Here is a 25,216-nt window from a genome sequence, read left to right on the forward strand (position 1 = left end):
CCTTTAGCCGGTCGCGCGGTCCACTTCCCGCGCAGCTGCCGCGCGAAGCGGCACCTGTCCGGTCGGTACTTCTGGTGTTGCCTGAGCCCGTAGTCAGGTCCCCGACCGGTTCCACAGATATTGAAGCAGTTCGTGCAGTCCTCCGCTGCCACCTTCGTCCGATGCCTTCGGAAACGCGGTAACGAAAGGATTCCCGTTGGGTTGCGCACGATAGCGACTCGGCCAGCGCGGGTACCGTTACCAAAGGACGTCGGTGGCCTGGGCCGCCACATCGAATCAGGTTTTCACAGCTGCCACATAGCTGGCTCTGGGCGCCGCTTAGGTCGATGGGCGAGTGTGGGGATGCGACGAGAGGCTAAATCACTGTTCAGAGCGTATATAGGGCCATAGAGTGTTCGTTGAACTACCAGCGAACGGCCGGGGGAATGCTGGTAGCGAAGTCGGGAATTGAGGGTCGCCCATGTCGATGGTTGGAATCGCCGGAATAATCGCGCTGTTTGCGGCGCTCGCGTCGGCGACCGGCGATGTGATCCGCCAGCGCTCGGCGCACGAGATCACCGACCAGCATGTCGGCCACCTCAAGCTGTTCGGCATGTCCCTACGGGACACCCGGTGGTGGCTGGGCGGCCTTTGCGCGATCCTCAACTACAGCCTGCAGGCGGTGGCGCTGGTGTGGGCGTCGGTCATGTTGGTGACAGCACTGCAGGTCACGGCGTTGCTGTTCGCGTTGCCGATCTATGCGCGTCTCACCCATCACAAGACCACCCGCTCGGAGTGGCTGTGGGCCGTCACCCTGGCCGCCTCCCTCGCCGTGGTCATCATTGTCGGCGACCCGACGGCCGGCCACGACCGCGCGCCGCTGAGCACCTGGATCATCGTGGCCGCGGTGATGGGTCCGCTGCTGGTGGGGTGTGTGATCGCGGCCAAGGTGCTGCACGGCCGACCCGCGGCCGCTGTGCTGCTCGCGCTGACCGCGGGTTCCTCGCTGGCATTGTTCGCGGTGCTCACCAAGGGCGTCGTCGACGTGCTGCACCTGCAGGGGCTGGGCGCCGCAGTCACCGCCCCGGAGTTCATTCCTTGGCTGATCATGATGCTTTGCGGGATGATCTTCCAGCAGTCGGCCTTCCGCGCCGGGGCACTGACGGCGTCATTGCCGACCATGACGGTGGCCAAGCCCACGGTTGCCACGATCCTGGGTATCACCGTGCTGGGCGAGACGCTGGTCTGCGACGGACCCGAGTGGATCCTGCTGATCGCTGCCGTCGCCGTGGTGATCATCGCGACCGTCGGACTTGCCCGCGGCGAGGCCGCCACCATCGTGGCCGAAGCCGGTGGCGACCGTCCGGACCAGTTGGCCGAGGAGGAAGCGGACGCCGCCGCGGTATCAGCCGCCGAAGGCCCGGCTTGGGGCTCCACCTCCGCCTGACGCTGCCGCGGCGTTAGTTTGGTAGCGTGCTGAGCGCCATCGCCATCGTGCCTTCCGCGCCGGTGCTGGTGCCCGAACTCGCCGGCGCCGCCGCCGGTGAACTGTCCGACCTGACCGCGGCGGTTGGGGCGGCGGCCGCCGGGTTGCCGGACCGCTGGATCGCGGTCGGAGTCGGCCCCGCGGACGACGTGGTGAACCCAGAGAGCGCCGGCAGCTTCGCAGGATTCGGCGTCGACGTGCGGGTGCGGCTCGCGCCGCAGTCCCGCGCTGAGGTCGAGATGCCCCTGAGCGCGCTGATCGCTGCCTGGGTGCGTGGGCAGGTCCGGCCCGATGCCAGCGTGCAGGTGCGGGTCTACGCCCACAGTCACGAACCGACCGCCGCGCGGACCCGCGGCCGTCAGTTGCGCGTCGAGATCGACGAGCAGCCCGACCCGATCGGTGTCCTGGTGGTCGCCGACGGCGTCAACACCCTGACACCGGCGGCCCCAGGCGGCTACGACCCGAGCGGCGCCGACGCCCAGCAGCTGCTCGACGACGCGCTCGCCGCCGGCGATGCCGGCGCGCTGGTCCGGTTGCCCCCGCGGGTGCTGGGACGGGTGGCATTCGGGGTGCTGGCCGGCCTGACCGACCCCGGCCCGCGCTCGGCCAAGGAGCTCTACCGTGGAGCGCCCTACGGCGTGGGCTACTTCACCGGCGTCTGGCAGCCGTGAGACCGCTCGCGATCATCGGTCCGACCGGTACCGGCAAGTCTCAACTCGCCCTCGACGTCGCTGAGGCGGTGCGCCACGAGTTCGCGGTCGAGATCGTCAACGCCGACGCCATGCAGCTCTACCGCGGGATGGACATCGGCACGGCCAAGCTACCCCTCGCCCAGCGCCGCGGCATCCGCCATCACCAGCTCGACGTCCTCGACGTCACGCAGACCGCGACCGTCGCGCACTACCAACAGGCGGCCGCCGCCGACATCGAAGCCATCATCGCCAGGGGAGCGGCCCCGGTGATCGTCGGTGGGTCGATGCTCTACATCCAGTCACTGCTGGACAACTGGTCGTTCCCGGCCACCGACCCGGCGGTGCGGGCCCGCTGGGAGCAGCGTCTCGCCGACGTCGGGGTAGGCCGGCTGCACGCGGAGCTCGCGCGACGGGACCCGGCGGCGGCGGCCACCATCTTGCCCACCGACGGCCGGCGCACCGTGCGGGCGCTGGAGGTCATCGAGCTCACCGGGCAGCCGTTCGCCGCCTCCGCACCGCGCATCGGCGCCGCCCGTTGGGATACCGTGATCGTCGGGTTGGACTGCGAGACAACGCTTCTCGACGAACGCCTGGCGCGGCGCACTGACACGATGTTCTCCGACGGGTTGGTCGGCGAGGTTCGGACGCTGCTTGAGCGTGGGCTGCGGGACGGCGTTACCGCATCCCGGGCGCTCGGCTATGCCCAAGTGATCGCGGCCCTCGATGCCGGCGGGACGGCGGACTTGTTACGCGAGGCGCGCGAGCAGACCTTCGTCGGCACCCGCCGCTACGTGCGACGCCAACGGTCCTGGTTTCGTCGGGACCACCGGGTGCACTGGCTGGATGCCGCGGCGGCCGACGCCGTCGAGGACGCGGTGCGGGCCTGGTGGCACGTATCCTGATCGGGTGCTATTCGCCAAGGGCCACGGCACCCAGAACGACTTCGTGGTGTTGCCCGACCTCGACGCCCGGCTGGCCCTGACGGCTGACCGGGTGGTCGCGCTGTGCGACCGGCGCCGGGGCCTCGGTGCCGACGGCGTCCTGAGGGTCACCACCGCCGGCGCCGCCCGCAACGCCGGCGTGCTCGACCGGTTGCCCGACGGCCTCAGTAGCGACGACTGGTACATGGACTATCGCAACGCCGACGGATCCCGGGCGCAGATGTGCGGCAACGGCGTCCGGGTGTTCGCGCATTACCTGCGTGCCAGCGGCTGCGAGTCGCGCGACGAGTTCGTCGTCGGGTCACTGGCCGGACCCCGGCCCGTCACGCTGCATCACTGCGACGAGACGACGGCCGAGGTCACCGTCGACATGGGCAAGGTCAGCAGGTTGGGTGCCGGTCACGCGGTCGTCGGGGGCCGGCGCTTCGACGGAATCGCCATCGACGTCGGCAACCCGCACCTGGCTTGCGCCGACCCACACCTCACCATCGATGACCTGGCCGCTCTGGACGTCGGGAGCCCGGTCGAGTTCGACACCACCCAATTCCCGGAGGGCGTCAACGTCGAGGTCCTCACCGTCCCACTCGACGGCGCCGTCACCATGCGGGTGCACGAACGCGGCGTGGGCGAGACCCGCTCGTGCGGCACCGGAACGGTGGCGGCGGCCGTCGCGGCGCTGGCCAGCACCGGCGCCGATACCGGCACCCTCACCGTGCGCGTCCCCGGTGGGGATGTCGTCGTTACCGTCACCGACGCGACCAGCTTCCTGCGCGGACCGTCGGTGCTGGTGGCACGCGGCGAGCTGGACGACCGCTGGTGGGACGCGCCGGCGTGATTTATTCGAGTGCACGGATCTGCTCGACGTGCCACCATCGAAATCAGCTATGACATATCCAGATTCGCCCGAGACGGGCATCCCTGAAACCGCCCCGAGCCTGGGTGAGCTCGCACTCGAAGACCGATCGGCGCTGCGCCGCGTCGCCGGGCTGTCGACCGAACTCGCCGACGTCTCCGAGGTCGAGTACCGCCAGCTGAGGCTGGAACGGGTCGTGCTGGTCGGCGTGTGGACCGAGGGCACCGCGGCCGACAACCAGGCCAGCCTGGCCGAGTTGGCCGCACTCGCCGAAACAGCCGGCTCCCAGGTCCTCGAGGGCCTGATCCAGCGTCGCGACAAGCCCGACCCCTCGACCTACATTGGCTCGGGCAAGGCGCAGGAACTACGCGAGGTGGTGCTGGCCACCGGCGCCGACACCGTCATCTGCGACGGCGAGCTGTCCCCGGCCCAGCTAACCGCGCTGGAAAAGGCGGTCAAAGTCAAGGTGATCGACCGCACCGCGCTGATCCTGGACATCTTCGCTCAGCACGCCACCAGCCGGGAAGGAAAGGCGCAGGTAACGCTGGCGCAGATGGAATACATGCTGCCGAGGCTGCGTGGCTGGGGTGAGTCGATGTCCCGGCAGGCCGGTGGTCGTGCCGGCGGGAGTGGCGGCGGCGTGGGTCTGCGCGGCCCCGGTGAAACCAAGATCGAGACCGACCGGCGTCGCATCCGGGAGCGGATGGCCAAGCTACGGCGCGAGATCAAGGCGATGAAGCAGGTCCGCGATACCCAGCGCAGTCGCCGGCTGCACGCCGAAATGCCCTCGATCGCCATCGTCGGGTACACCAATGCGGGCAAGTCCAGCGTGCTCAATGCGCTGACCGGCGCGGGTGTGCTGGTGCAGGACGCACTGTTCGCGACGCTGGAGCCCACCACCCGGCGGGCGGTGTTCGACGACAGCAGGCCCTACGTGCTCACCGACACCGTCGGCTTCGTGCGGCATCTGCCGACGCAGCTGGTCGAGGCGTTCCGGTCCACGTTGGAGGAAGTGGTTGACGCCGACCTGCTGGTGCACGTCGTGGACGGTTCCGACGTCAACCCGCTCGCGCAGATCAGCGCCGTGCGCGAGGTGATCTCGGAGGTGATCGCCGAGTACGGGGCCGACCCGCCGCCGGAGTTGCTGGTGGTCAACAAGGTCGACGCCGCTGGGGATTTGATGCTGGCCCGGCTCCGCCACGAACTGCCGGGCGCCGTGTTCGTCTCGGCACGTACCGGCGAGGGTATCGACGCCCTGCGTCGGCGCATGGCAGAGCTCGCGGTGCCCACCGACACCGCCGTGGATGTGGTCATTCCGTACGACCGTGGCGATCTGGTCGCCCGCGTGCACTCCGACGGACGCGTGCAGCAGGAAGACCACCAGGCCGACGGCACCCGGCTGCGTGCCAGGGTCCCGGTGGCGCTGGCCGCTGCGCTGCGCGAATACGGGCCGCGGACGTAATCGAAGCGGCTCGGCCCCGCCCGATGCCTACCAACCACCCGGTTGGTATATCTTGGGCAGGAGTCCCGCATCTATCTCAGACCAACGGAGGTCGTCCGCATGGGCAGTGCCGTCAAATTCCAGCGCACTCTCTTCGAACCCGAGCACGATCTGTTCCGCGAGTCCTATCGCGCCTTCCTCGACCGGCACGTCGCGCCGTACCACGAGGAGTGGGAGAAGGCCAAGATCGTCGACCGGGGGGTGTGGCTGGAGGCCGGCAAGCAGGGCTTCCTGGGCATGGCTGTCCCCGAGGAGTACGGCGGCGGGGGCAATCCCGACTTCCGTTACAACACGATCGTCACCGAAGAGACCACTCGCGGCCGCTACAGCGGCATCGGATTCGGCCTGCACAACGACATCATCGCGCCCTACCTGTTGCATTTGGCCAACGACGAGCAAAAGCAGCGGTGGTTGCCGAAGTTCTGCTCCGGTGAGTTGATCACCGCAATCGCGATGACCGAACCGGGCACCGGCAGCGACCTGCAGGGCATCAAGACGCGGGCGGTCAAACAGGGCGATCATTACGTCTTGAACGGGTCAAAGACGTTCATCACCAACGGAATCAACTCTGACCTGGTGATCGTGGTGGCCCAGACCGATCCCGAAAAGGGCGCGCAGGGGTTCAGCCTGCTGGTGGTCGAGCGGGGCATGGAGGGTTTCGAGCGCGGACGGCACCTGGACAAGATCGGCCTGGACGCCCAGGACACCGCGGAACTGTCGTTCACGGATGTGAAGGTGCCCGTCGAGAACCTCCTCGGTGAGGAGGGCATGGGCTTCATCTATCTGATGCAGAACCTGCCGCAGGAGCGGATCAACATCGCGGTGATGGCCGCCACGGCCATGGAAACCGTGTTGGAAGAAACGATCCAATACACCAAGGAGCGCAAGGCGTTCGGCAAGCCGATCGGTAGTTTCCAGAACAGCCGGTTCCTGCTGGCGGAGTTGGCGACTGAGGCCACGGTGGTGCGCATCATGGTGGACAACTTCCTGGCCCTGCACCTGGAAGGCAAGCTGACGGCTGAACAGGCCGCCATGGCCAAGTGGTACTCCACCGAGAAGCAGGTTCATCTGATCGACCGCTGCTTGCAGCTGCACGGCGGATATGGCTACATGCGCGAATACAACGTCGCCCGTGCCTATCTCGACGCCCGCGTGCAGACCATCTACGGCGGCACGACCGAGATCATGAAGGAAATCATCGGCCGCACCCTGGGTATTTAGCTCAGCCGTGCGCCTCGTGGGCGTCGTGCACGCTGCGCAGTAGCGTCGCGAGTTCCTCGTCCTGCCTGATCTCTGCGCTGTATTTGTCTGGGAGCGAGTCAATTTGGCGCTCGACCTGTAGCAGTGCGGCGTAGGTGCTGTGCCGTTGGTCGGGGTTGTCCCGCGACGGCAGGTTGCCGAAGAGGTTCAGGTATTCCTCCGCGTGCCGACGGGCTCGCGCGGCCAGGTTCAGCGTGCGTCCTCGGGCGGAGAGCAGCGAGACGAGCGTGGTGACCAGCAGGACGGCGACGATCACCAGCAGCGAGGTCGTGATGCTGAGTTCTACGACCGGTACCGGCTGTCCGTGGTTGATGAACGGAAGGTTGTTGTCGTGCAGCGCTTCCAGGATCAGTTTGATCCCGATGAACCCGAGAATCACGGCCAGGCCGTAGGACAGATAGATCAGCCGGTCCAGCAGATTGTCGATCAGGAAGTAGAGCTGGCGAAGGCCCAACAGCGAGAACGCCGTTGCCGCGAAAACCAGGTACACGTTCTGGGTCAGACCGAACATCGCCGGCACCGAATCGAAGGCGAACAACAGATCGGTGCCGCCGACGGCGACCATCACCAACAGCAGGGGCGTCATCACCCGGTTGCCGTCCTCGACGGTGAAGAGCCGGTCGCCGTCGTAGTGCTTGGCGGTGTGCAGGAACCGATTGGCCAGCCGGATAACGACGTTGTCGGCGGTATCCTTTTCCGGCTCTGCGGGTTTGGCGAGTTTGCCGGCCATGAACAAGAGCAACAGGCCGAACAGGTAAAAGGCGGAGTTGTAGGTGCTCAACAGCGCGGCGCCCAGGACGATGAACACCGTTCGCGCGACCAGCGCGAAGGCGATACCGAACAGCAGGACCTTCTGCTGCGCGACCCGCGGCACGGCGAAACCGCCCATGATGACCAGAAATACGAACAGATTGTCCACGGACAGGGCTTCGTTGCTCAGATAGCCGGCGAAGTATTCGATCGCCATGCGGGTACCGCCGAAAAGGGCTATGCCGAGGCCGAAAACGAACGCAATCCCGATATAGAAGGTTGACCAGATGGCGGCCTCACGTAGCGTCGGTACGTGCGTTTTGCGGATTTGGAAGGCGTAGTCGAACAGCATCAATGCCGCGATCACAACGATCGTGAGGGCCCAGACAGGTCCGGAAACACCCATTGGCGCTGGGTTTCCTCTCACATGGTCAGGCGGCATCCGGGGCGGGATGGTGTCTCCGGCACGGTAACCCAACGAGTGTGTCGCCCGCGACGCGCATTCTCGCGACATGACCGCGGCACGGCATCATTTCGACATCAGGTCGATATCCGTTTCCGTAACCTTTATGATTTGACTTCGCATTTCTCGTTCGCTAAAGCAAAGTTATGCGAGCCCGGTATCGATGTGGATCGGAGCTGGGGAACGGCCCACGGTGGTGAATCCGCCGGCTCGCCAGGCGAGCAGGGCATCGGCTGGGAGGCTTGGTGAACGGGCAGAGGGGTCAATTGAGCAAGCTGGTCGGGCGTGCGTTGGTTGGCTTGGCGGTTTCCGCGCTGGTTACGGGGTTGACGCTCGGGTTGAGCACCGTGTTGCCGGCGCCGACCGCGTCTGCGTCTCCGATCGGCGATGCCGAGGCCGCGATGATGGCCGCGTGGGAGAAAGCCGGCGGCGACACCTCGACGCTCGGTGCCAGGAAGGGCGACGTCTACCCGATCGGTGACGGCTTCGCATTGGACTTCGACGGCGGCAAGATGTTCTTCACGCCCGCCACCGGCGCGAAATTCATGTTCGGGCCCATCCTGGACAAATACGAGTCGCTCGGCGGCCCGGCGGGCAGCGATCTGGGTTTCCCGACCATCAACGAAGTGCCCGGGCTGGCCGGCCCGGACAGCCGGGTGAGCACGTTCGCGGCCAGCGACAACCCGGTCATCTTCTGGACACCCGACCATGGCGCGTTCGTCGTGCGCGGCGCACTCAACGCAGCCTGGGACAAGCTCGGCAGCTCCGGCGGCGTGCTCGGCGCTCCGATCGGGGACGAAACCTACGACGGTGAGGTGACCTCGCAGAAGTTCACCGGCGGGCAGGTGTCCTGGAACCGCAAGACCAAGGAGTTCACCACCAATCCGGCGAACTTGGCCGATGCGCTCAAGGGCTTGCAGGTGCCGATCGACCCCACTGCGGCGATCAACATGGCCTGGCGCGCCGCCGGCGGCGCCAGTGGCCCGTTGGGCGCGAAGAAGGGCGATCAGTACCCGATCGGTGGTGACGGGATCGCCCAGGACTTCAACGGCGGCAAGATCTTCTTCAGCCCCGCCACCGGCGCAAATGCCGTCGAGGGTCCGATCCTGCAGAAGTACGAGGCGCTCGGCGGGCCCGTCGGCAGCGAGTTGGGCTTTCCGATCACCAACGAGGCCGACGGCGGCATCACGCCGGCCAGTCGCGTCGCCACGTTCTCCGCCGCCGACAAGCCGGTGATCTTCTGGACGCCCGACCACGGCGCATTCGTCGTGCGCGGCGCGATGAAGGCCGCCTGGGACAAGCTGAAGGGCGCCACCGGAAAGCTCGGGGCGCCAGTGGCCGATCAGACCGTCGAAGGCGACGTGGTGTCGCAGAAGTTCACCGGCGGCAAGATCTCGTGGAATCGCGCCAAGAACGCCTTCACGACCGATCCGGCGAACCTGGCGCCGCTGCTGTCCGGGCTGCAGGTTTCCGGTCAGAATCAGCCCGCCAACTCCGCCGCGCCGCCGCCGGGCAAGAAGTTCTCCTTCCAATGGTGGTGGCTGGTGGCGGCAGTCCCGGTGCTGCTGCTGATTGTGATGTGTGTGTTGGTGGTCGCGGGGCTGCGCCGACGTCGTGGAGCTCGGGAAAGCGTTGGATATCCCGGCCACGGCTACGACGCGGGCGACTTCGATGCCCATCCCGACGAGCACTGGCCGCCGCATGACGACGTCGTCGGCTACGGCTCGGAGCAATTCCCGCCCGCCGACCACCATCCCGAGCAACAGCCGGCGTCCGATCCGGGCTCGAGCGGACGGGTCAGCTGGTCCAGAGGCGGTGTCGCGGCACCGCTGGCGGAGCCCGGGCTTGCCGGCCACGACGAATACGAGTCCCACGACGAGTACGAATCCCACGACGAGTACGAATCCCACGACGGATACGAAGCCCACGACGGATACGAAACCCACGACGGATACGAAGCCCACGACGAATACGACGAGCACGAGCACGACGAGCACAGGGGTTACGAAGACGACCTCGACGCGGCGGACTCCACACCCACCACGCCGATTCCGGCTCAGGACCCCGTCGGGGAGCCGGTCGATATCGAACCGGAAGTTGCCGAGACGGTGTCGCCCGAGGACTTCGTGTCCGAGGAGTACATACCGGAAACCCATGTGCCGCCCGCCTCGGTCCCCGACGTCGGCGCTGGACAGGCGCTCGAGGACGGGGAGTTCCCGGACGTCTTCTATCCGACCGGCGCCGCGGCGGACGAGGAGGAGATCCCCGAGGCGGAGCCGCTAGCCGAGTCGAGACAGGGCCGACACGCGGCCGCGGACCCAGACGGGACCGCGTCGCCGGCGGTTGAGACAGCACTCGCGGCGGCACCGCAGGCCGCGGCGGCACCGCAGGCCGCCGCCGCACCGCAGGCCGCCGGGCGTCCGACCATCCATCTGCCGCTCGTCGATGACCCTTACCGGGCTCCGGAGGGCTATCCCATCAAAGCCAGCGCCCGGTTCGGCCTCTACTACACGCCCGGAAGCGCCCTCTACCACGACACGCTCGCCGAGATCTGGTTCGCCAACGAGGAAGTGGCGCTGGCGAACGGCTTCGTCCGGGCGGACTGACGCCTATACCTTGCGGATCACCGTGACGACCTTGCCCAGCACGGTCGCGTCGTTGCCTGGGATCGGGTCGAAGGCTGGATTGTGCGGCATCAGCCACACTTGACCGCCCGCCCGCTTGAACGTCTTGACGGTGGCCTCGCCGTCGATCATGGCCGCCACGATGTCACCGTTGTCGGCGACGTTCTGCTGGCGCACCACCACCCAGTCGCCGTCGCAGATGGCGGCCTCGACCATCGAATCGCCGACCACCTTCAACAGGAACAACGTCCCCTCACCGACCAGCTCCCGGGGTAGCGGGAACACATCCTCGACGGCCTCCTCGGCCAGGATCGGACCACCAGCGGCAATCCGGCCCAGCACCGGGACGAAAGTGGGCTCGGGCAACGCGTCCGAGCCGGCGACATCGGTGACCGGCGCGGTGACGGCGTCGTCGGCGCCGCGCACATCAACGGCGCGGGGACGGTTCGGGTCCCGCCGCAGGTAGCCCTTACGCTCCAGGGTGCGCAGCTGGTGCGCCACCGATGAGGTGGACGTCAGGCCGACCGCGTCGCCTATCTCGCGAATGCTGGGCGGGTAGCCGCGGGTGGTGACCGACGCACGAATGACCTCCAGAATGGTGCGTTGCCGCTCGGTCAGCGTCGCGTCGACAGCGTGCAAGCGGCTGTCCGGGTTTGCTGCTGCAGGGTCGTTGCTGTCGCTCATGGCTCTGAATGTAGCGCCCGGCGCGTTCAGAATCAAACATGTGTTCGACCGGCGTGTCAGCGTCGGAAAAAACACGTCAATCTGCCGAATCACAAGTGTGTAACTTTCGGCGCGTTCGGGTATTCGAAAGTCACCCAGCTGGTTCCACCGTCAAGACCTTGTCGGTGGGGAGGTCTACCGTTTTGCTCGTGCGACACGCGTCGCTCAGATGTTCGATATCGAACACCTGAGCGACTACGGTCGAACACACGAGCGATAAGTAGTCGACCGGAGGGAACGGCATGGCACTCATCTACGCGGCCCCGCAGCGCAACTGGAACGCGCAGCGGGTGGTGAACAGGCCCGTGAACAGGCCGATCAGCGAGTCGCCCGCTTACCGCACCGCGCAACCCCGGACCAACCGGCCAGGGCCGGCGCGTCCCGGCGGCACGCCGTTGCGTTACTACGGCACCGGGGTGGCCGTGTCGACCGCCCCACACCGGCGACGCCCGGTTTCGGTCGCTACGACGGTCGGGCTCGCACTGCTGGCCGGCATCGTCACCCTGTGGCTGGGCCTGATGGCGAATTTCGGCACCATGGCCAACGGTGAATCAACCGACTCCTCGGGGCGCGTACCCGCCGCGCTGGCCGTGGTGCGGGTGGAACCGGGCGAGTCGCTGCAGCAGCTGGCAGCCCGGGTGGCCCCCGGCGCTCCGGTTCGCGACGTCGTCGAACGGATCCGTGATCTCAATGCGCTGGACTCCAACGCCGTCGCCGCGGGCCAGACCCTGATCGCGCCCGTCGGCTGAGGGCCATCGGGTGCGCAGCGCGGATACCGCGTACTCTCGGGGTGTTCTGCACACCGGGTTGTCAGCACTAAGGAGCGGCCATGCACTGCCCGTTCTGCCGGCATCCCGATTCCCGAGTGATCGACTCCCGGGAAACCGATGAGGGGCAGGCGATCCGCCGCCGCCGGTCCTGCCCCGAATGTGGGCGCCGGTTTACCACCGTGGAAACCGCGGTACTGGCCGTCGTCAAGCGCAGCGGTGTCATCGAGCCCTTCAGCAGGGAGAAGGTGATCAGCGGGGTGCGCCGGGCGTGCCAGGGTCGCCAGGTCGACGACGACGCGTTGAACCTGCTGGCGCAACAAGTGGAGGATTCCGTGCGCGCCGCCGGGCCGGAAGTGCCCAGCCACGAGGTGGGCCTGGCCATCCTGGGGCCGTTGCGCGAACTGGACGAGGTGGCTTATCTGCGGTTCGCCTCGGTCTACCGGTCCTTTTCCTCCGCCGAGGACTTCGAACGCGAGATCGAGGCGCTGCGGTCCCACCGCAAGGTGTCCACCTCCGGCTGAAGCGTGGCGTCTACTCTGGCCCCATGCCGGCAGACCTGCACCCTAACCTCGCGCCGTTGGCACCGCTGCTGGGCGTTTGGGCGGGACGGGGCGCGGGGGAGTATCCGACGATCGAGCCGTTCGAATACCTCGAAGAGGTTGTCTTCTCCCATGTCGGCAAGCCATTCCTGAGCTACGGGCAGAAGACCAAGGCCGCCGCCGACGGCAAGCCGCTGCACGCCGAAGCCGGCTATCTGCGGGTGCCGCGGCCCGGTCAGGTCGAGCTGGTGCTGGCCCACCCGAGCGGTATCACCGAAATCGAGGTCGGCACATACTCCCTGAGCGACAACGTCATCGAACTCGAGTTGCTCACCACCTCGGTCGGTTTGACCCCGACGGCCAAAGAGGTCACCGCCCTGGGCCGTTCCTTCCGCATCGACGGTGACGAGCTTTCCTATTCACTGCGGATGGGGGCGGTCGGTCAGCCGGTGCAGCACCACCTGTCCGCCGTGCTGCGCCGGCAAAGCTGAATACCGTCATAGGTCAACGTGTTTGACGCTGTCGTGGACGACGCGGCCGGCCACCTGCACCCAGCCCTGCGGATTCCAGGCGGTGTGGAGCAGGGAACCGCTGCCCTGGGTGATGCGTAGATCCCGGCTCAGGTGCTCGGTGATTCGCACTGCCGCCGAGCCGGTCGCCTCGTCCTCGGTGACCCCGAGGTTGGCCGCGAACATCCGGGAGCGCAACGACCCGGACGGCTCGTCGGCCCACGCCCACAGGTAGTGCGCCACGTCGTCGGCAAAGTCGGCGGGGTCGGCCGCGGCGACGGCTTCGGGGGAGCCCATGTCGTGGATGGCGAACTCGGGTGACCACTCGGCCCGTGCGCTGATTGCGGTGAGATCGTCTGAGTAGCTCACCTGCACCAGGCCGGCCGGCACCCGCAGCGTGTTGATCGGCGTGCCCCGCTCACGCAACCACCACGCCGCGCCGACGGTCGGATGGCCGGCGAAGGGCAGTGCCGTGCGCGGGGTGTGGATGACCGCAAGTGCAGTCGTTTCCCCTTCGGCTGGAAGGTCGACGAAAATCGTTTCGCTGTAACCCAATTCGGTCGCCAGCGGTTGCCGGTCGGCGGGGTCGACGAGGGCGGCGTCGACGACACCGAGCAAGTTTCCGAAATTCCCGTCGGCGTCAGTGAAGACGCGCAGCACGGTGACCTCGACGCTCATCGCCGGTCGGTCAGGTGGCGCTGCGTTCGTCCGCCCCCATTGCGTTCAGCACGGCGACCCGGGTGTCGGTCGGGCCGGACACGGTACGCGCCCCGCCGCCGCTGCGCAGCAACTCACGCAGTGCGGCCTGGTCGTACTCGGGCGGGACGGTGGTGTCGATAAAGTTCTGCACGACGTCGAGGAACCGGGCCGGGTCGTCATGGAAGGGAAAGTGCGCGGAGTCCTCGAAGATTTCCAGTCGCGAGCCCGGCATCGCCGCGTGCGCCATGTGGGCGTGCTGAACCGGAATCACCGAATCCTTTGCGCCCCAGATGATCTGCACGGGGATCGCTTCGGTCAGATAACACCGGTCCAGCATCGTAACGATCTGTCCACGCCAATCGACGACGGCCCGCAAGGTTCGGGTGAACGCCGATGAGGCCGTCGGTTCGGGGAGGTCGTTGAGAATCCGCAGCATGTTGGGCAGATCGCGCCCCAGGGCAGTGGATCCGAGCGCCAGTCCCGCCAGCTGGCCCAGCAGCTGAACCGCCGGCAACACCATGGGCAGGCGCAGCAGCGCCAACGCCTCGGAGCCCATCGGCAGCGAGGCGAACCTCAACGCGATGTTGACGTCCTTGGTGACACCGCCGGCGCCCACCAGGATCAACCGGTCCACCAGATGGGGGAACTGATAAGCGAACTGCATCGCCACCCCACCACCGAGGGAGTGACCGATGATGGTGACCCGCTCGATGTCCAGGACGCTGAGCAGGTCGCGCATGCCGTTGGCGTATGCCGCGGCCGAATAGTCGGCGCGCGGTTTGTCGGACTTGCCGTGACCGAGCAGATCCGGCGCGATGACGGTGAACCGCTGCGCGAGCTTGGCGTGGATACCGGTCCAGGTGGTGGAGTTGTCGCCGATGCCGTGGATCAACAGGATTGCCGGACCGGATCCAGCGATGCGGAACGCGCGCTTGTAGCCGTGAATGGTGCGGTACTGCAGCGACGGGGAGGTCACTTCCCGCACCGGGCGGAGATTTCGCTTCCGCTCGGTCATGTCGCCCGCCTTGTCAGGTCGATGGGAGCGCTACTTCTTGTCGTCGTCGTCGTACTTCTTCTCAGCCTGCTGCGCCAAGAACCGCTCGAACTCGGCACCCAGCTCGTCGCCGCTCGGCAGCTCCTCGTCACGGGTGAGCAAAGACCTGTTTTCCTGAGCGTCAATGAAGGCATCGTACTGGCGCTCAAGGGCCGCCACCACTTGAGCGACTTCCGCGCTCGCTTGCACCTGCTCGTCGATTTTCGTTCGGATCTCGGCGGCCGCGTCGGTCAGCGCAGTCAGTGGAAGCTCGAGCGCCCCGGTCTTGGCGACCTGCTCGAGCAATGCCTGCGCGGCGGCGGGATAGTCGGTCTGCGTCAGGTAGTGCGGTACGTGCACGGTGAACCCGACGACTTCGTGGCCGTGCTGGGCCATCCGGTACTCCAACAGGTTCGATGCGCTGCCCGGCACCTGGATCTCGGAAATCCAGGGCGTGAAATCGGCGATCAGCTCCGGGTTGTTGGAGTGCGCGGTCAAGGTGACCGGACGGGTGTGCGGCACCGCCATCGGCACGGTGCCCAGGCCGATGGTCTGGCGCACCCCGAGCCGCTCGGCTAGCAGCCGCACCGCGGTGATGAACCGTTCCCACTTCAGGTCCGGCTCCATGCCCGAAAGCAGCAGGAACGGCGTGCCCACACTGTCGCGCAGCGCATACAGGCTGAGCTCGGGGTCGTCGTAGTGGGTGAAGTGGTCGGTCTTGAACGTCATCAGCGGGCGCCGCGACCGGTAGTCCAGCAGTTCGTCGATAGCGAACGAAGCGACCAGTTCAGTGTCCAGCGCCGCCTTGAGGTGGCCGGAAGCCAGCCGGATAGCGTGACCGGCGTCCGAGAAGCCCTCCAGCGCGTGCACCAACACCGGACCGCGCCCGTCGGACGTCGACAGCACCGGCGCCGGGAACTCGAGCTCGTACATGCCGGATTGGCCCGGCTGGTAGTCATGCGCCTCATCAGGGTGGGTCATGGTGCTCCTCCTCTCGGGGTCACACGGGTCCCTCTAGGTTCCCCCAACCAGTGTCTCTCAATCGAGGGGGTCCGAAGCCGGCACCGCCCGAGATTTGCTGGCACCACGATCAACGCATACGGCCGAGATTCTATTCGCTTGCTGGTAACCAGCGGTTCGGCGCGATGGAACGAAACGTGGGTTCAGCGCCGGAACTGGTTGAGGGCGCGCATCTTGTTGGTCACATCCAGCGCCGCGACCTTGTACGCCTCGGAAAACGTCGGGTAGTTGAAGACCGCGTCGACCAGGTAGTCGACGGTGCCGCCGCAACCCATCACGGCCTGCCCGATATGCACCATTTCGGTGGCGCTGGTGCCGAAGAGATGCGCACCCAGCAACTTGCGGTCGGTGGTCGACACGAGCAACTTGAGCATGCCGTACGAGTCGCCGGCGATCTGGCCGCGGGCCAGCTCGCGGTAGCGGCACACGCCCACCTCGTAGGGGATCGACTGCTTGGTGAGTTCCACTTCTGTGGCGCCGACGTAGGACACCTCCGGGATCGAGTAGATCCCGATCGGCTGCAGGGCGGTGATGCCCTCGGTGGGCTCCCCGAAGGCGTGGTAGGCCGCCAGTCGGCCCTGGTCCATAGAGGTCGCCGCCAGCGCGGGGAACCCGATGACGTCGCCGACGGCGTAAATGTGCTCGACCTTGGTCTGGAACTGGTCGTCGACGAAAATCCGTCCGCGGTGGTCGGTTTCGAGCCCGGCGTTCTCCAGGCCGAGATGCTCGGTTTGTCCCTCCCGGCCCGCGGAGTACATCACCGTCTCGGCCGGGATCTGCTTGCCGCTGGCCAGGGTGGTGACGGTGCCCGAGGCGCCGACGTCGACCGCGGTGACCTCCTCACCGAATCGGAACGTCACCGCCAGGTCGCGGAGGTGGAACTTGAGGGCCTCGACGATCTCGGGGTCACAGAAGTCCAGCATCGTGTCTCGCTTCTCGACGACGGTGACCTTGGTGCCCAGCGCGGCGAACATCGACGCGTACTCGATACCGATCACCCCGGCGCCGACCACCACCATTGATGACGGCAGCGACCGCAGGTCCAGGATCCCGTCGGAATCCAGCACCCGCTTCTCGTCGAACTCGACCCCCGACGGCCGCACCGGCTTGGTGCCGGTGGCGATGACGATGTAGTCGCCGCTGACCGTCACCCGCTCGCCCTGGGCGTCTTCCTCCACCAGGATGGTGTGCGGGTCGACGAAGCGGCCGTGCCCGAGCACCAGGTCGATCCGGTTGCGCATCAGCTGCGACCGCACCACGTCGACCTGTTTGCCGATCACGTGCTGGGTCCGGGCGAGCAGGTCGGCCGGGGTGATCTTGTCCTTCACCCGATAGCTGGCGCCGTACAGCTCGCGCTGACTCATGCCGGTCAGGTAGACGACCGCTTCCCGCAGCGTCTTCGACGGGATGGTGCCGGTGTTCACGCAGACGCCGCCGACCATCCGGCCCCGCTCGACGATCGCGACCGACTTACCCAGCTTTGCCGCAGCAATTGCGGCCTTCTGTCCGCCGGGCCCGGATCCGAGAACCACCAGGTCGTATTCGCGCATCGAAGTCATGGTTAGACGATAGAGCCCACAGTCGCGACTTTCTCCACAAGCGGGCGGCTGAATCACGTTGTGCGAGCACGAACTGACGGTCGGTGTCGTCAGCGTGGACGCCATGACGACGCAACGAGCTGACTTCGAACTCAATCGCCCCGGCGCTCTGATCGCCGCACTACCGGCGATCCTCGGTTTTGTGCCGGAGAAATCGCTGGTGCTGGTTTCGCTGGAGGGCGGTGGGATGGGCTCGGTGCTGCGCGCCGATCTGTCCGAGGACCTTCCCGACCGTATCGAGCAGCTCGCCGAGGTGGCCGCGGCGGCACGTCCGGACGCCGCGATCGTGGTGCTGGTCGACAACGAGGGGGCCCAGTGTCCGGTGTGCAACGAGGAGTACCGCGAGCTGTGCGACGCGCTCAGCGACGCGTTGGCGCGGTACGGCATCCGGCGGTATGCGGCGCACGTGGTGGACCGGGTCGCCGCGGGTGGGCGCTGGCATTGCGTCGACGGCTGCGGTGCGGGCGGGCCGATTGACGATCCGGCGGCGTCCCCGCTCGCTGCGGCGGCGGTGCTGGAGGGGCGGCGCCTGTATGCCCGGCGCGCCGACCTGCAGGCGGTGATCGCGAGCGACCCGGCGCGCAGCGCAGCACTGGCGGCCGCGGTCGAGAAGGCGGCGAAAGCGCGTGCGGCCGCGTGCGAAGCCGATCCGGCCGGCCGCAGCCGACGCGACATCGAGCTGGCCATGGACGCCGCCGCCCGGGTGATCGATGGGCAAGGCCTCGGCGATGCGGAAGTGGCGCTCCTGGGGTGTGCGCTGGTGGACGTGCGGGTGCGCGACACGCTGTACGCCCTCGCGGTGGCCGAGACGGCGGACGCTGCCGAGGCACTGTGGTCGGTGCTGTCGCGTCTCTTGCCGCCACCATGGCGGGTGGAGGCACTGGTGCTGTTGGCGTTCAGCGCCTACGTGCGCGGGGACGGACCGCTGGCGGGGGTGTCGCTGGAAGCCGCGCTGCGCTGCGACCCGCAGCATCGCATGGCGGGCATGCTGGACCAGGCGCTGCAGTCGGGATTGCGGCCCAACGACATTCGTGAGCTCGCCGGTACCGGCTATCGACTGGCCGCGCAACTGGGTGTGCGGCTGCCGCCGCGGCAGGACTTCGGCCGGCGGGCCGGCTAGTGGGGTGGCGGGCCGCTAGCGGCTCAGACCTTCTCGACCTTGACGGCATGCGCCATCTCGTGCGGCAGGGTGACGTTCTCATGGCCCGGGATGACGATGGTGACGCCGCCGGCACCGGTCTCGACGGTCACCCGCGCATTGGGCACCACGCCGGCGTCCTTGAGCCGAGTGATCAGGTCGATGTCGCCCTGGACGTGCTCGGTCAGCTGACGGACGACGACGGCCACCGGGGATCCGGGTGGCAACTCGGTCAGCCGCACCAGGGGGCGTCGTCGGGGTCGAACTCCGAACCGACGCCCAGGTCCAGCAGCCCTGGAATAGGGTTGCCGAACGGAGACGTCGTGGGGTTGTTGAGCACCTTGACCAACCGGCGCTCTACATCCTCGCTCATCACGTGCTCCCACCGGCATGCCTCGGCGTGCACCTCTTCCCACGGCAACCCGATGACGTCGACCAGGAGGCGCTCGGCGAGGCGGTGCTTGCGCATCACGGCGATGGCCAGCGCGCGGCCCTTGTCGGTGAGTTCAAGGTGGCGGTCGCCGGCCACGCGGAGCAATCCGTCGCGCTCCATCCGGGAGACGGTCTGGCTCACCGTCGGCCCACTCTGCTCCAGCCGTTCGGCAATCCGCGCACGCAGCGGCGTTACACCCTCTTCTTCGAGGTCGTAGATGGTGCGCAGGTACATCTCGGTGGTGTCAACCAAGTCGTTCATTCAGCATCCTCCGTTGCCGCCGAGTCTACTTCGCCAGCCGCGCGGATGGTTCGTCCAAAACGCTCCACCGCAGCAGTATGCCCGCCGCGCAAGCGCGGCGGGCACACCGTCTCCTATCAGGCTCGAAAATGCAGCTCGGTCGCGCCTCAGCTGGCGTACGACCGCAGGCGGTCGGCTCGCTCGCCGTGGCGCAGCTTGCACATCACGTCTCGCTCTATCTGGCGGACCCGCTCCCGGGACAGACCGAACAGCTTGCCGATCTGGTCCAGGGTGCGCGGCTGGCCGTCGTCGAGGCCGAACCGCAGCCGGATCACCTGGTGCTCCCGCTCGTCGAGCGTGGCCAGCACGCTGCGAATGTCGGTATGCAGCAGCTCGGCGATCACCGCGTTCTCGGCGGACATGGCTTCCGCATCCTCGATGAAGTCGCCCAGCGGGGCCTCTTCCTCCGAGCCGACCGGCATGTCCAGGCTTACCGGGTCGCGGCTGTGCTCGAGCAGGTCGTTGATCTTCTCGACCGGAATGCCGGACTCGGCGGCCAGCTCCTCATCGGTAGCTTCCCGGCCCAGGTTCTGGTGCATCTCCCGCTTGATCCGGGCCAGCTTGTTGACCTGCTCGACCAGGTGGACGGGCAGCCGGATGGTGCGACTCTGGTCAGCCATACCGCGGGTGATCGCCTGACGAATCCACCAGGTGGCGTAGGTCGAGAACTTGAAACCCTTTGCGTAGTCGAACTTTTCCATGGCGCGGATCAGACCCAGGTTGCCCTCCTGGATGAGGTCCAGCAGCGGCATGCCCCGGCCGGTGTAGCGCTTGGCCAGCGAAACCACCAGTCGCAGGTTGGCTTCCAGCAGGTGACGGCGGGCGGCCTCGCCATCCTTGACGACAAGCGCCAGATCGCGTTTCCGGTTCTCGCCGAGGCGCTTCCGAGTCTCTAGCAGGTGCTCGGCGTACAGGCCCGCCTCGATGCGCTTGGCAAGTTCGACTTCGTCCGCGGCGTTGAGCAACGCCGTCTTACCAATGCCGTTCAGATACACGCGCACCAGGTCTGCCGCCGGGCTCTGAGCATCCAAGTTGTCGTCGACCCGGCTTGTGGTGGCATTAGCCATTGCGCCCTCCCGATTGGCTTGTCTTTGTCATGTGGTTAACGAGAAGCCCGGTCGCAGAGTTCCCACCGCTTCGCTATCTCACACGCTGTGACGTGCAGAAATACGGCGGTGACCTGAGAATGTCCTGAGAAGTGACGCGAGTGGACGGCTAGCGGGAACCGTCGGGGTCGATGACCTGCGCATCGGAGTGCGTCAGCGGATCGCGTCGCGGCTCCAGTGCCAGCCGTTCGGCGGTCGGGAATAACGGGGTGCGCTTGTGCGCATGGTCGAAGCGTCGAGGTTCGCCGGCGTCGCGCGGGGGACGGTCGTTGGCGATCAGAACAGCCATCCACGGCAACGGTATTGAGGCCGCGACGATCAACAGAGAGATCAGGCCGTTGTGCCATGCGCCGTAAGCGATGGCCGCCAACAGCAACGCCGGGATGCGGAACGCCATGAGGGTGAGGTATTTACGCACCCTTGCGCGATGCTGCACCTCGTAGGAAGGTGCGGCAGCGGTGATGAGTACCGGTCGGCCCTCCTCGTCAAAACCGCCGAGCTCGGTGCCGCGCTTCATCCTTCCACTGTTCCACACGAAATCGCTTTTGGGTTCTCCGGTGTCAGTCGCCAGGTCAGGAGGCACAATGTGTGGCATGGACACCCAGACGATCGAACGCACCGATGCCGAAGAACGCGTCGATGACGGGACCGGCAGCGACACCCCCAAGTTCTTCCACTACGTCAAGAAGGACAAGATCGCCGAGAGCGCGGTCATGGGCAACCACGTTGTGGCGTTGTGTGGCGAGGTTTTTCCGGTCACCCGGGCGGCCAAGCCGGGCTCACCCGTCTGCCCCGACTGCAAGCAGATCTACGACCGGCTCAAGAAGGGCTGATCACGTCCTAGGTTCGACGTTGGCCGCATCCGGGACCGCTTTCGACTCCGGCACTTCCGGTTCGCCGGTGCCGGTCATCGCCGCGGTGCGACGGGTCAGCCAGTTCCGCAGCCGGTGGGCGTGGGTGGCCGGAGCGGGGAACTCCTCCTGGATGGCGGCGTTGAGTTCGGCACCGATCATGATCGAAAAGCCGCCGAAGAAGGCGAACAACAGGAACGCGATCGGCGTGGCCAGCGCGCCGTAGGTGTAGCCGGTGCTGCCGATCCACCGCAGGTAAAGGCGCAGGCCAAGGGTCGCGACGGCGAACACCACGGTGGCCAGCACGGTGCCGGGTATCAGCCGGTGGGTGGGCAGCGGCACCGGCAGCGCCACCCGGTACAGGACGGTCACCCCGGCCATCAGGCCCAGGATCAGCGCCGGGTAGTAGCCGTAGTGCAGCAGGTTCTGCAGGCCAATCGGGATGTGCTCGCTCACCTTGCGCGGTCCCACCACCGCCACCGGAGCGGTCGCCACCACGAAGATAAGCATGACGATGTAGATGAACAACGAGAAGAAGCGCTGCCGCACCGGGTGGCGCAGCGGCGTCTGATCGTGCGCCTCGACGATCGCGTCGACGAAAGACGAGATCGCTGAGGACCCCGCCCATAACGAGATCAGGAAACCCAGTGAGGCAACCTCACCGCCGGCGTGGGTGGTGATATCGCGGATCGTGGGCTCGATGATCTCGTTGACGACACTGGGTGAGAAGAAGCTTCGTGCTGTGCCCAGAATGCTTTTGATGATCGACGACAAGGTGTCCTTGCCGAACAGCGGCGCCACCCAGGCCAGTGTGCCCAGGATCCCCAACAGCAGAGGCGGCGTCGAAAGACAAGTCCAGAATCCCGCTTCCGCGGACTCGGAGAAAATGGAATCGTCCCAAGCTTTGGCCAGCGCCCTTTTGAAAATATGCCAAAAGTGGTGGCGGGACGGTTTCAGCGTTTCGGCGCTCATCCCGTCCAGCATTGCCGAAGATTACTCGCGCCGCCGACATTGCGGCAGGCGAGTTCGGCGGATTTAGCTACCGCTCACCTCGAGGACGGCAGCCAGTTCGACCAATTTCGCTTCGTGCTCATTGGCGTGGTGCTGGCAGAACAGCAGCTCGGCTCCGGAAGGCAGCTTGGCACGCACACGGGCAGCGGCACCGCAGCGGTCGCAGCGGTCTGCCCGGGTCAGTTCGGGACTGGTCAGAGTTGCGTTCATGGCTCCTCCGTTCTGGCGATAATTTCACTCTGTCAGACGTTCGGAGTTTTCGCCTTGTTCCCCGACCGTTATGAGGTGTGTCGTTTCTCACGGATTTTCGGCGTGCGAAGTGGGCATTCTTGTTGGAATGACTGCCCCGCGCGTGCTGGTTCATTTGTGCGGAATTCGGGACTGGGCCCAGGCGAGCAGACGGGGCGGCATCGAGCCGGATTCACCCGACGGCTTCATCCATCTGTCCACGCCTGAGCAAGTCCACCTCCCGGCGAATCGACTCTTTCACGGGCGACGCGATCTGCTGCTGTTGCACGTCGACGTCTCCACTCTCGACGCGCCCGTGCGGTGGGAGCCCGGAGTGCCAACGGACCCCGAGTCGATGGTGTTCCCGCACCTGTATGGTCCGTTGCCGGCCGGGGCCGTCATCAAGGCGGTCGAGTACCCGCCGGCGCCTGACGGCAGCTTCCCGCCGCTTCAATCCCCGACGTAGGCGTCGGCTTCGATCTCCACCAGCAGCTCCGGCGCGATCAGCGCCGAGACCTCGACCATGGTGGTCACCGGGCGGATCTCGCCGAACACGTCCGCGTGCACCGCGCCGACCTCGCGCCAGTTCGTGATGTCCGTGACGTAGGTACGGGTCCGGACCACGTCGGCCAGCGTGGCGCCAGCTTGTTCGAGAGCACTTGCTATGCGACTCAAGGCATTTCGTGCCTGCTCGGCCACATCGTTCCCACTGCCGGTGGTACCGGCCACCACCACGTGCGGGCCGACGCGCACCGCGCGCGAGTACCCGACGATCGATTCGAAGTCCGAGTCCGAGGAGATGCAGTGGCGGTCGGCTGACATGGCCGTCACGGTACCGGCGCTGTCGCTTTACCTGCGCCGTGGCGGGCTGGTAGCAGTGCTGTGTGCGCAGATTCGCCTGGTTCGCCGTGGCCGTGCTGATCACCGGCTGCCTGGGTACCCGGCACCACTCCGGCCCCGGTCTGAACGACGAGGTCCGAGACGGGACCCTGGCGTTCACCGTGACGGCTATTCACCTCGGCGTGCCAAAGACCGGGCACCGCACGGCGCAGGGGGTATTCGTCGTCGTCAACCTGATGGTCAAGAACGGCGGCCCCACGTCCCGGGCGGTGTACTGCCAGGACCAGACGCTCACCGACTTCTCCGGCAAGCACTACGACCACGCGGTCAATCTCGACGGCCCCAACGATCGGACCAACATCGAGCCAGGCAAGGAGGTGCACGTGACGTGTGCGTTCGATGTCCCGAATGGCATGCTCCCGGCCAGCATCACCCTGCGGGCGTCACAGTTCTCCCACGGCGTGCGCGTGGCGCTGCTGGCGGCGGGCTGAACGCCTAGTCCAGGTAGTCGCGCAATACCTGCGAACGGCTGGGGTGCCGCAACTTCGACATCGTCTTGGACTCGATCTGGCGGATCCGCTCCCGGGTCACCCCGTAGACCTGCCCGATCTCGTCCAGCGTGCGCGGCTGGCCGTCGGTGAGGCCGAACCGCAGCCGCACGACGCCGGCTTCGCGCTCAGACAGGGTGTCCAGCACCGACTGCAGCTGGTCTTGCAGCAGGGTGAAGGACACCGCGTCGACCGCCACAACAGCCTCGCTGTCCTCGATGAAGTCGCCGAGCTGGCTGTCGCCCTCGTCGCCGATGGTCTGGTCCAGCGAAATCGGCTCCCGGGCGTACTGCTGGATCTCCAGCACCTTCTCCGGGGTGATGTCCATCTCCTTGGCGAGTTCTTCGGGAGTGGGCTCGCGGCCCAGGTCCTGCAGCAGCTCGCGCTGGATGCGGCCCAGCTTGTTGATCACCTCGACCATGTGCACCGGGATACGAATGGTGCGCGCCTGGTCGGCCATGGCGCGGGTGATCGCCTGGCGGATCCACCACGTCGCATAGGTGGAGAACTTGTAGCCCTTGGTGTAGTCGAACTTCTCCACCGCACGGATCAGACCGAGGTTGCCCTCCTGGATCAGGTCCAGGAACGCCATGCCGCGGCCCGTGTAGCGCTTGGCGAGCGAGACCACCAGACGAAGGTTTGCTTCCAGCAGGTGGTTTTTCGCGCGATCGCCGTCGCGGCAGATCCACATCATGTCGCGACGCTGGGCGGCGGGCAGTTTCTCGCCGCGATCGTTGAGCTCCATCATGAGCTGGGTCGCGTAGAGGCCCGCCTCGATGCGCTTGGCCAGCTCGACTTCTTCCTCGGCGTTCAGCAGCGCCACTTTGCCGATCTGCTTGAGGTAGGCGCGCACCGAGTCGGCGGATGCGGTGAGTTCGGCGTCCTTGCGGGCTTGGCGCAGTGCTTCCGACTCGTCTTCGTCCCAGACGAAATCTCCGGAGGCCTTGTCCTTTTCGGTCGGCTCGGCGATCTCTTCGTCGTCCTCGGCTGCGGGTTCGCCGGCTGCGGCCGCCGGGGCGGCCTCGCCGTCCTCGGCCTCACCATCGGCGACTTCGAGCTCGGTGTCCTCGGCGTCTACGGCGACGTCCTCTTCGAGGTCGTCGAGGCTCAGGTCGGCGGCGTCGATCTCCAGGTCTTCGCCCGGCTCGACATCGAGGTCGGAATCGGTGTCCAGCTCGTCGCCGGCATCCAGAGCGACGTCGATTTCGGCCGCGTCGTCGGCATCCTTCGGCTTTGCCGCGCCACGCGCCGCCGGTGCCTTGGCAGCCTTGGCGCGGGTCTTTTGGGAGCGTCACCGGCGCCTCCGGCCGCTGCCTTGGCT

Annotated in this window: 24 protein-coding genes and 3 pseudogenes; 14 read left to right on the forward strand and 13 right to left on the reverse strand. The window is 66.7% G+C overall.

Features of this window, described 5'->3' with window-relative positions:
• Positions 1–460: 460 nt before the first annotated feature.
• The 6 genes from BN972_RS08200 (at position 461) to BN972_RS08225 (ending at position 6,673) form a co-directional block, all read left to right on the forward strand.
• A complete protein-coding gene (locus BN972_RS08200) occupies positions 461–1,426 on the forward strand; it encodes a DMT family transporter (protein ID WP_080696737.1) in 966 nt (321 codons plus the stop codon).
• Positions 1,427–1,452: 26 nt separating this feature from the next.
• The gene (locus tag BN972_RS08205; RefSeq protein WP_036354933.1) at positions 1,453–2,136 is read left to right on the forward strand and encodes a class III extradiol ring-cleavage dioxygenase family protein; all 684 of its coding nucleotides are present in this window, start codon (positions 1,453–1,455) and stop codon (positions 2,134–2,136) included.
• Positions 2,133–3,059, forward strand: coding sequence for a tRNA (adenosine(37)-N6)-dimethylallyltransferase MiaA (gene miaA, locus BN972_RS08210; protein ID WP_036354935.1), 927 nt, complete (start codon positions 2,133–2,135; stop codon positions 3,057–3,059). The genes BN972_RS08205 and miaA overlap by 4 nt, the downstream gene beginning before the upstream one ends.
• A gap of 4 nt (positions 3,060–3,063) precedes the next feature.
• A complete protein-coding gene (dapF, locus tag BN972_RS08215) occupies positions 3,064–3,933 on the forward strand; it encodes a diaminopimelate epimerase (protein ID WP_036354938.1) in 870 nt (289 codons plus the stop codon).
• A 49-nt stretch (positions 3,934–3,982) separates the two neighbouring features.
• Positions 3,983–5,413 carry a GTPase HflX gene (gene hflX / locus BN972_RS08220; protein WP_036354940.1) on the forward strand — a complete coding sequence of 477 codons (1,431 nt, stop codon included), beginning with the start codon at positions 3,983–3,985 and terminating at the stop codon, positions 5,411–5,413.
• Positions 5,414–5,512: 99 nt separating this feature from the next.
• A complete protein-coding gene (locus BN972_RS08225) occupies positions 5,513–6,673 on the forward strand; it encodes an acyl-CoA dehydrogenase family protein (protein ID WP_036354943.1) in 1,161 nt (386 codons plus the stop codon).
• Between the two features lies 1 nt (position 6,674).
• Here BN972_RS08225 and BN972_RS08230 read toward each other — a convergent pair whose 3' ends face one another.
• Positions 6,675–7,868: a TerC/Alx family metal homeostasis membrane protein gene (locus BN972_RS08230; protein WP_036354945.1), complete on the reverse strand. Its 1,194-nt coding sequence runs from the start codon at positions 7,866–7,868 to the stop codon at positions 6,675–6,677.
• Positions 7,869–8,170: 302 nt separating this feature from the next.
• Between BN972_RS08230 and BN972_RS08235 the strand changes: the two genes are divergently transcribed.
• Complete coding sequence (locus BN972_RS08235) at positions 8,171–10,531, forward strand: sunset domain-containing protein (protein WP_080696738.1); 2,361 nt, start codon at positions 8,171–8,173, stop codon at positions 10,529–10,531.
• Between the two features lie 3 nt (positions 10,532–10,534).
• Here the strand turns inward: BN972_RS08235 and lexA are convergent, their stop codons facing one another.
• Entirely contained in the window at positions 10,535–11,233 is a 699-nt protein-coding gene (gene lexA, locus BN972_RS08240) for a transcriptional repressor LexA (RefSeq protein WP_036354948.1), read from the reverse strand.
• A 281-nt stretch (positions 11,234–11,514) separates the two neighbouring features.
• Here lexA and BN972_RS08245 point away from each other — a divergent pair, with 281 nt between their 5' ends.
• The 3 genes from BN972_RS08245 to BN972_RS08255 all read left to right on the forward strand — a co-directional run bounded on the left by BN972_RS08245 (position 11,515) and on the right by BN972_RS08255 (position 13,072).
• Positions 11,515–12,021 (forward strand): LysM peptidoglycan-binding domain-containing protein, encoded by a 507-nt coding sequence (locus tag BN972_RS08245; protein ID WP_036354951.1) that lies wholly within the window; start codon positions 11,515–11,517, stop codon positions 12,019–12,021.
• Positions 12,022–12,101: 80 nt separating this feature from the next.
• Positions 12,102–12,563 (forward strand): transcriptional regulator NrdR, encoded by a 462-nt coding sequence (nrdR, locus tag BN972_RS08250; RefSeq protein WP_036354954.1) that lies wholly within the window; start codon positions 12,102–12,104, stop codon positions 12,561–12,563.
• A 23-nt stretch (positions 12,564–12,586) separates the two neighbouring features.
• Positions 12,587–13,072 carry a peroxynitrite isomerase gene (locus BN972_RS08255; protein ID WP_036354956.1) on the forward strand — a complete coding sequence of 162 codons (486 nt, stop codon included), beginning with the start codon at positions 12,587–12,589 and terminating at the stop codon, positions 13,070–13,072.
• A gap of 6 nt (positions 13,073–13,078) precedes the next feature.
• On the opposite strand, the gene BN972_RS08260 is transcribed toward BN972_RS08255, so the two are convergent.
• The 4 genes from BN972_RS08260 to sthA all read right to left on the reverse strand — a co-directional run bounded on the left by BN972_RS08260 (position 13,079) and on the right by sthA (position 17,392).
• Positions 13,079–13,768 (reverse strand): PhzF family phenazine biosynthesis protein, encoded by a 690-nt coding sequence (locus BN972_RS08260; RefSeq protein WP_036354959.1) that lies wholly within the window; start codon positions 13,766–13,768, stop codon positions 13,079–13,081.
• Between the two features lie 10 nt (positions 13,769–13,778).
• Positions 13,779–14,804, reverse strand: coding sequence for an alpha/beta fold hydrolase (locus tag BN972_RS08265; protein WP_036354962.1), 1,026 nt, complete (start codon positions 14,802–14,804; stop codon positions 13,779–13,781).
• Between the two features lie 30 nt (positions 14,805–14,834).
• The gene (locus tag BN972_RS08270; protein ID WP_036354964.1) at positions 14,835–15,803 is read right to left on the reverse strand and encodes a proteasome assembly chaperone family protein; all 969 of its coding nucleotides are present in this window, start codon (positions 15,801–15,803) and stop codon (positions 14,835–14,837) included.
• A gap of 182 nt (positions 15,804–15,985) precedes the next feature.
• On the reverse strand, positions 15,986–17,392 hold the full coding sequence (sthA, locus tag BN972_RS08275; RefSeq protein ID WP_099051012.1) for a Si-specific NAD(P)(+) transhydrogenase: 1,407 nt from the start codon (positions 17,390–17,392) through the stop codon (positions 15,986–15,988).
• Positions 17,393–17,504: 112 nt separating this feature from the next.
• On the opposite strand from sthA, the gene BN972_RS08280 reads away from it, so the two are divergent.
• Positions 17,505–18,560, forward strand: a complete 1,056-nt coding sequence (locus tag BN972_RS08280) for a DUF4192 domain-containing protein (protein ID WP_036356955.1) — start codon at positions 17,505–17,507, stop codon at positions 18,558–18,560.
• 23 nt (positions 18,561–18,583) lie between these two features.
• Here the strand turns inward: BN972_RS08280 and BN972_RS08285 are convergent.
• The 3 genes and pseudogenes from BN972_RS08285 to BN972_RS08295 form a co-directional block, all read right to left on the reverse strand.
• Positions 18,584–19,272 (reverse strand): annotated as a pseudogene (locus BN972_RS08285) (metal-dependent transcriptional regulator).
• 146 nt (positions 19,273–19,418) lie between these two features.
• A pseudogene (locus BN972_RS08290) lies at positions 19,419–20,381 on the reverse strand (sigma-70 family RNA polymerase sigma factor); the annotation flags it as partial.
• Between the two features lie 145 nt (positions 20,382–20,526).
• The gene (locus BN972_RS08295; RefSeq protein ID WP_080696803.1) at positions 20,527–20,952 is read right to left on the reverse strand and encodes a DUF3099 domain-containing protein; all 426 of its coding nucleotides are present in this window, start codon (positions 20,950–20,952) and stop codon (positions 20,527–20,529) included.
• A 58-nt stretch (positions 20,953–21,010) separates the two neighbouring features.
• On the opposite strand from BN972_RS08295, the gene BN972_RS08300 reads away from it, so the two are divergent.
• The gene (locus tag BN972_RS08300; protein ID WP_036354970.1) at positions 21,011–21,250 is read left to right on the forward strand and encodes a DUF3039 domain-containing protein; all 240 of its coding nucleotides are present in this window, start codon (positions 21,011–21,013) and stop codon (positions 21,248–21,250) included.
• On the opposite strand, the gene BN972_RS08305 is transcribed toward BN972_RS08300, so the two are convergent.
• Together BN972_RS08305 and BN972_RS08310 are read right to left on the reverse strand one after the other, a co-directional pair.
• Complete coding sequence (locus BN972_RS08305) at positions 21,251–22,240, reverse strand: YihY/virulence factor BrkB family protein (protein ID WP_051545329.1); 990 nt, start codon at positions 22,238–22,240, stop codon at positions 21,251–21,253. It lies immediately after the preceding gene.
• Between the two features lie 63 nt (positions 22,241–22,303).
• The gene (locus BN972_RS08310; protein ID WP_036354972.1) at positions 22,304–22,489 is read right to left on the reverse strand and encodes a DUF7455 domain-containing protein; all 186 of its coding nucleotides are present in this window, start codon (positions 22,487–22,489) and stop codon (positions 22,304–22,306) included.
• A 127-nt stretch (positions 22,490–22,616) separates the two neighbouring features.
• Here BN972_RS08310 and BN972_RS08315 point away from each other — a divergent pair, with 127 nt between their 5' ends.
• Positions 22,617–22,973, forward strand: coding sequence for a DUF952 domain-containing protein (locus BN972_RS08315; protein WP_036354975.1), 357 nt, complete (start codon positions 22,617–22,619; stop codon positions 22,971–22,973).
• Here the strand turns inward: BN972_RS08315 and BN972_RS08320 are convergent.
• Positions 22,958–23,329, reverse strand: a complete 372-nt coding sequence (locus tag BN972_RS08320) for a RidA family protein (RefSeq protein ID WP_036354978.1) — start codon at positions 23,327–23,329, stop codon at positions 22,958–22,960. The genes BN972_RS08315 and BN972_RS08320 overlap by 16 nt on opposite strands.
• A 62-nt stretch (positions 23,330–23,391) precedes the next feature.
• On the opposite strand from BN972_RS08320, the gene BN972_RS08325 reads away from it, so the two are divergent.
• Positions 23,392–23,838, forward strand: a complete 447-nt coding sequence (locus BN972_RS08325; protein WP_036354981.1) for a DUF4352 domain-containing protein — start codon at positions 23,392–23,394, stop codon at positions 23,836–23,838.
• A 4-nt stretch (positions 23,839–23,842) separates the two neighbouring features.
• On the opposite strand, the pseudogene BN972_RS08330 reads toward BN972_RS08325, so the two are convergent.
• A pseudogene (locus tag BN972_RS08330) lies at positions 23,843–25,165 on the reverse strand (RNA polymerase sigma factor); the annotation flags it as partial.
• Positions 25,166–25,216 lie beyond the last annotated feature (51 nt).

It is taken from the genome of Mycobacterium asiaticum DSM 44297 (genome assembly GCF_000613245.1).
Taxonomy (GTDB): Bacteria; Actinomycetota; Actinomycetes; order Mycobacteriales; family Mycobacteriaceae; genus Mycobacterium; species Mycobacterium asiaticum.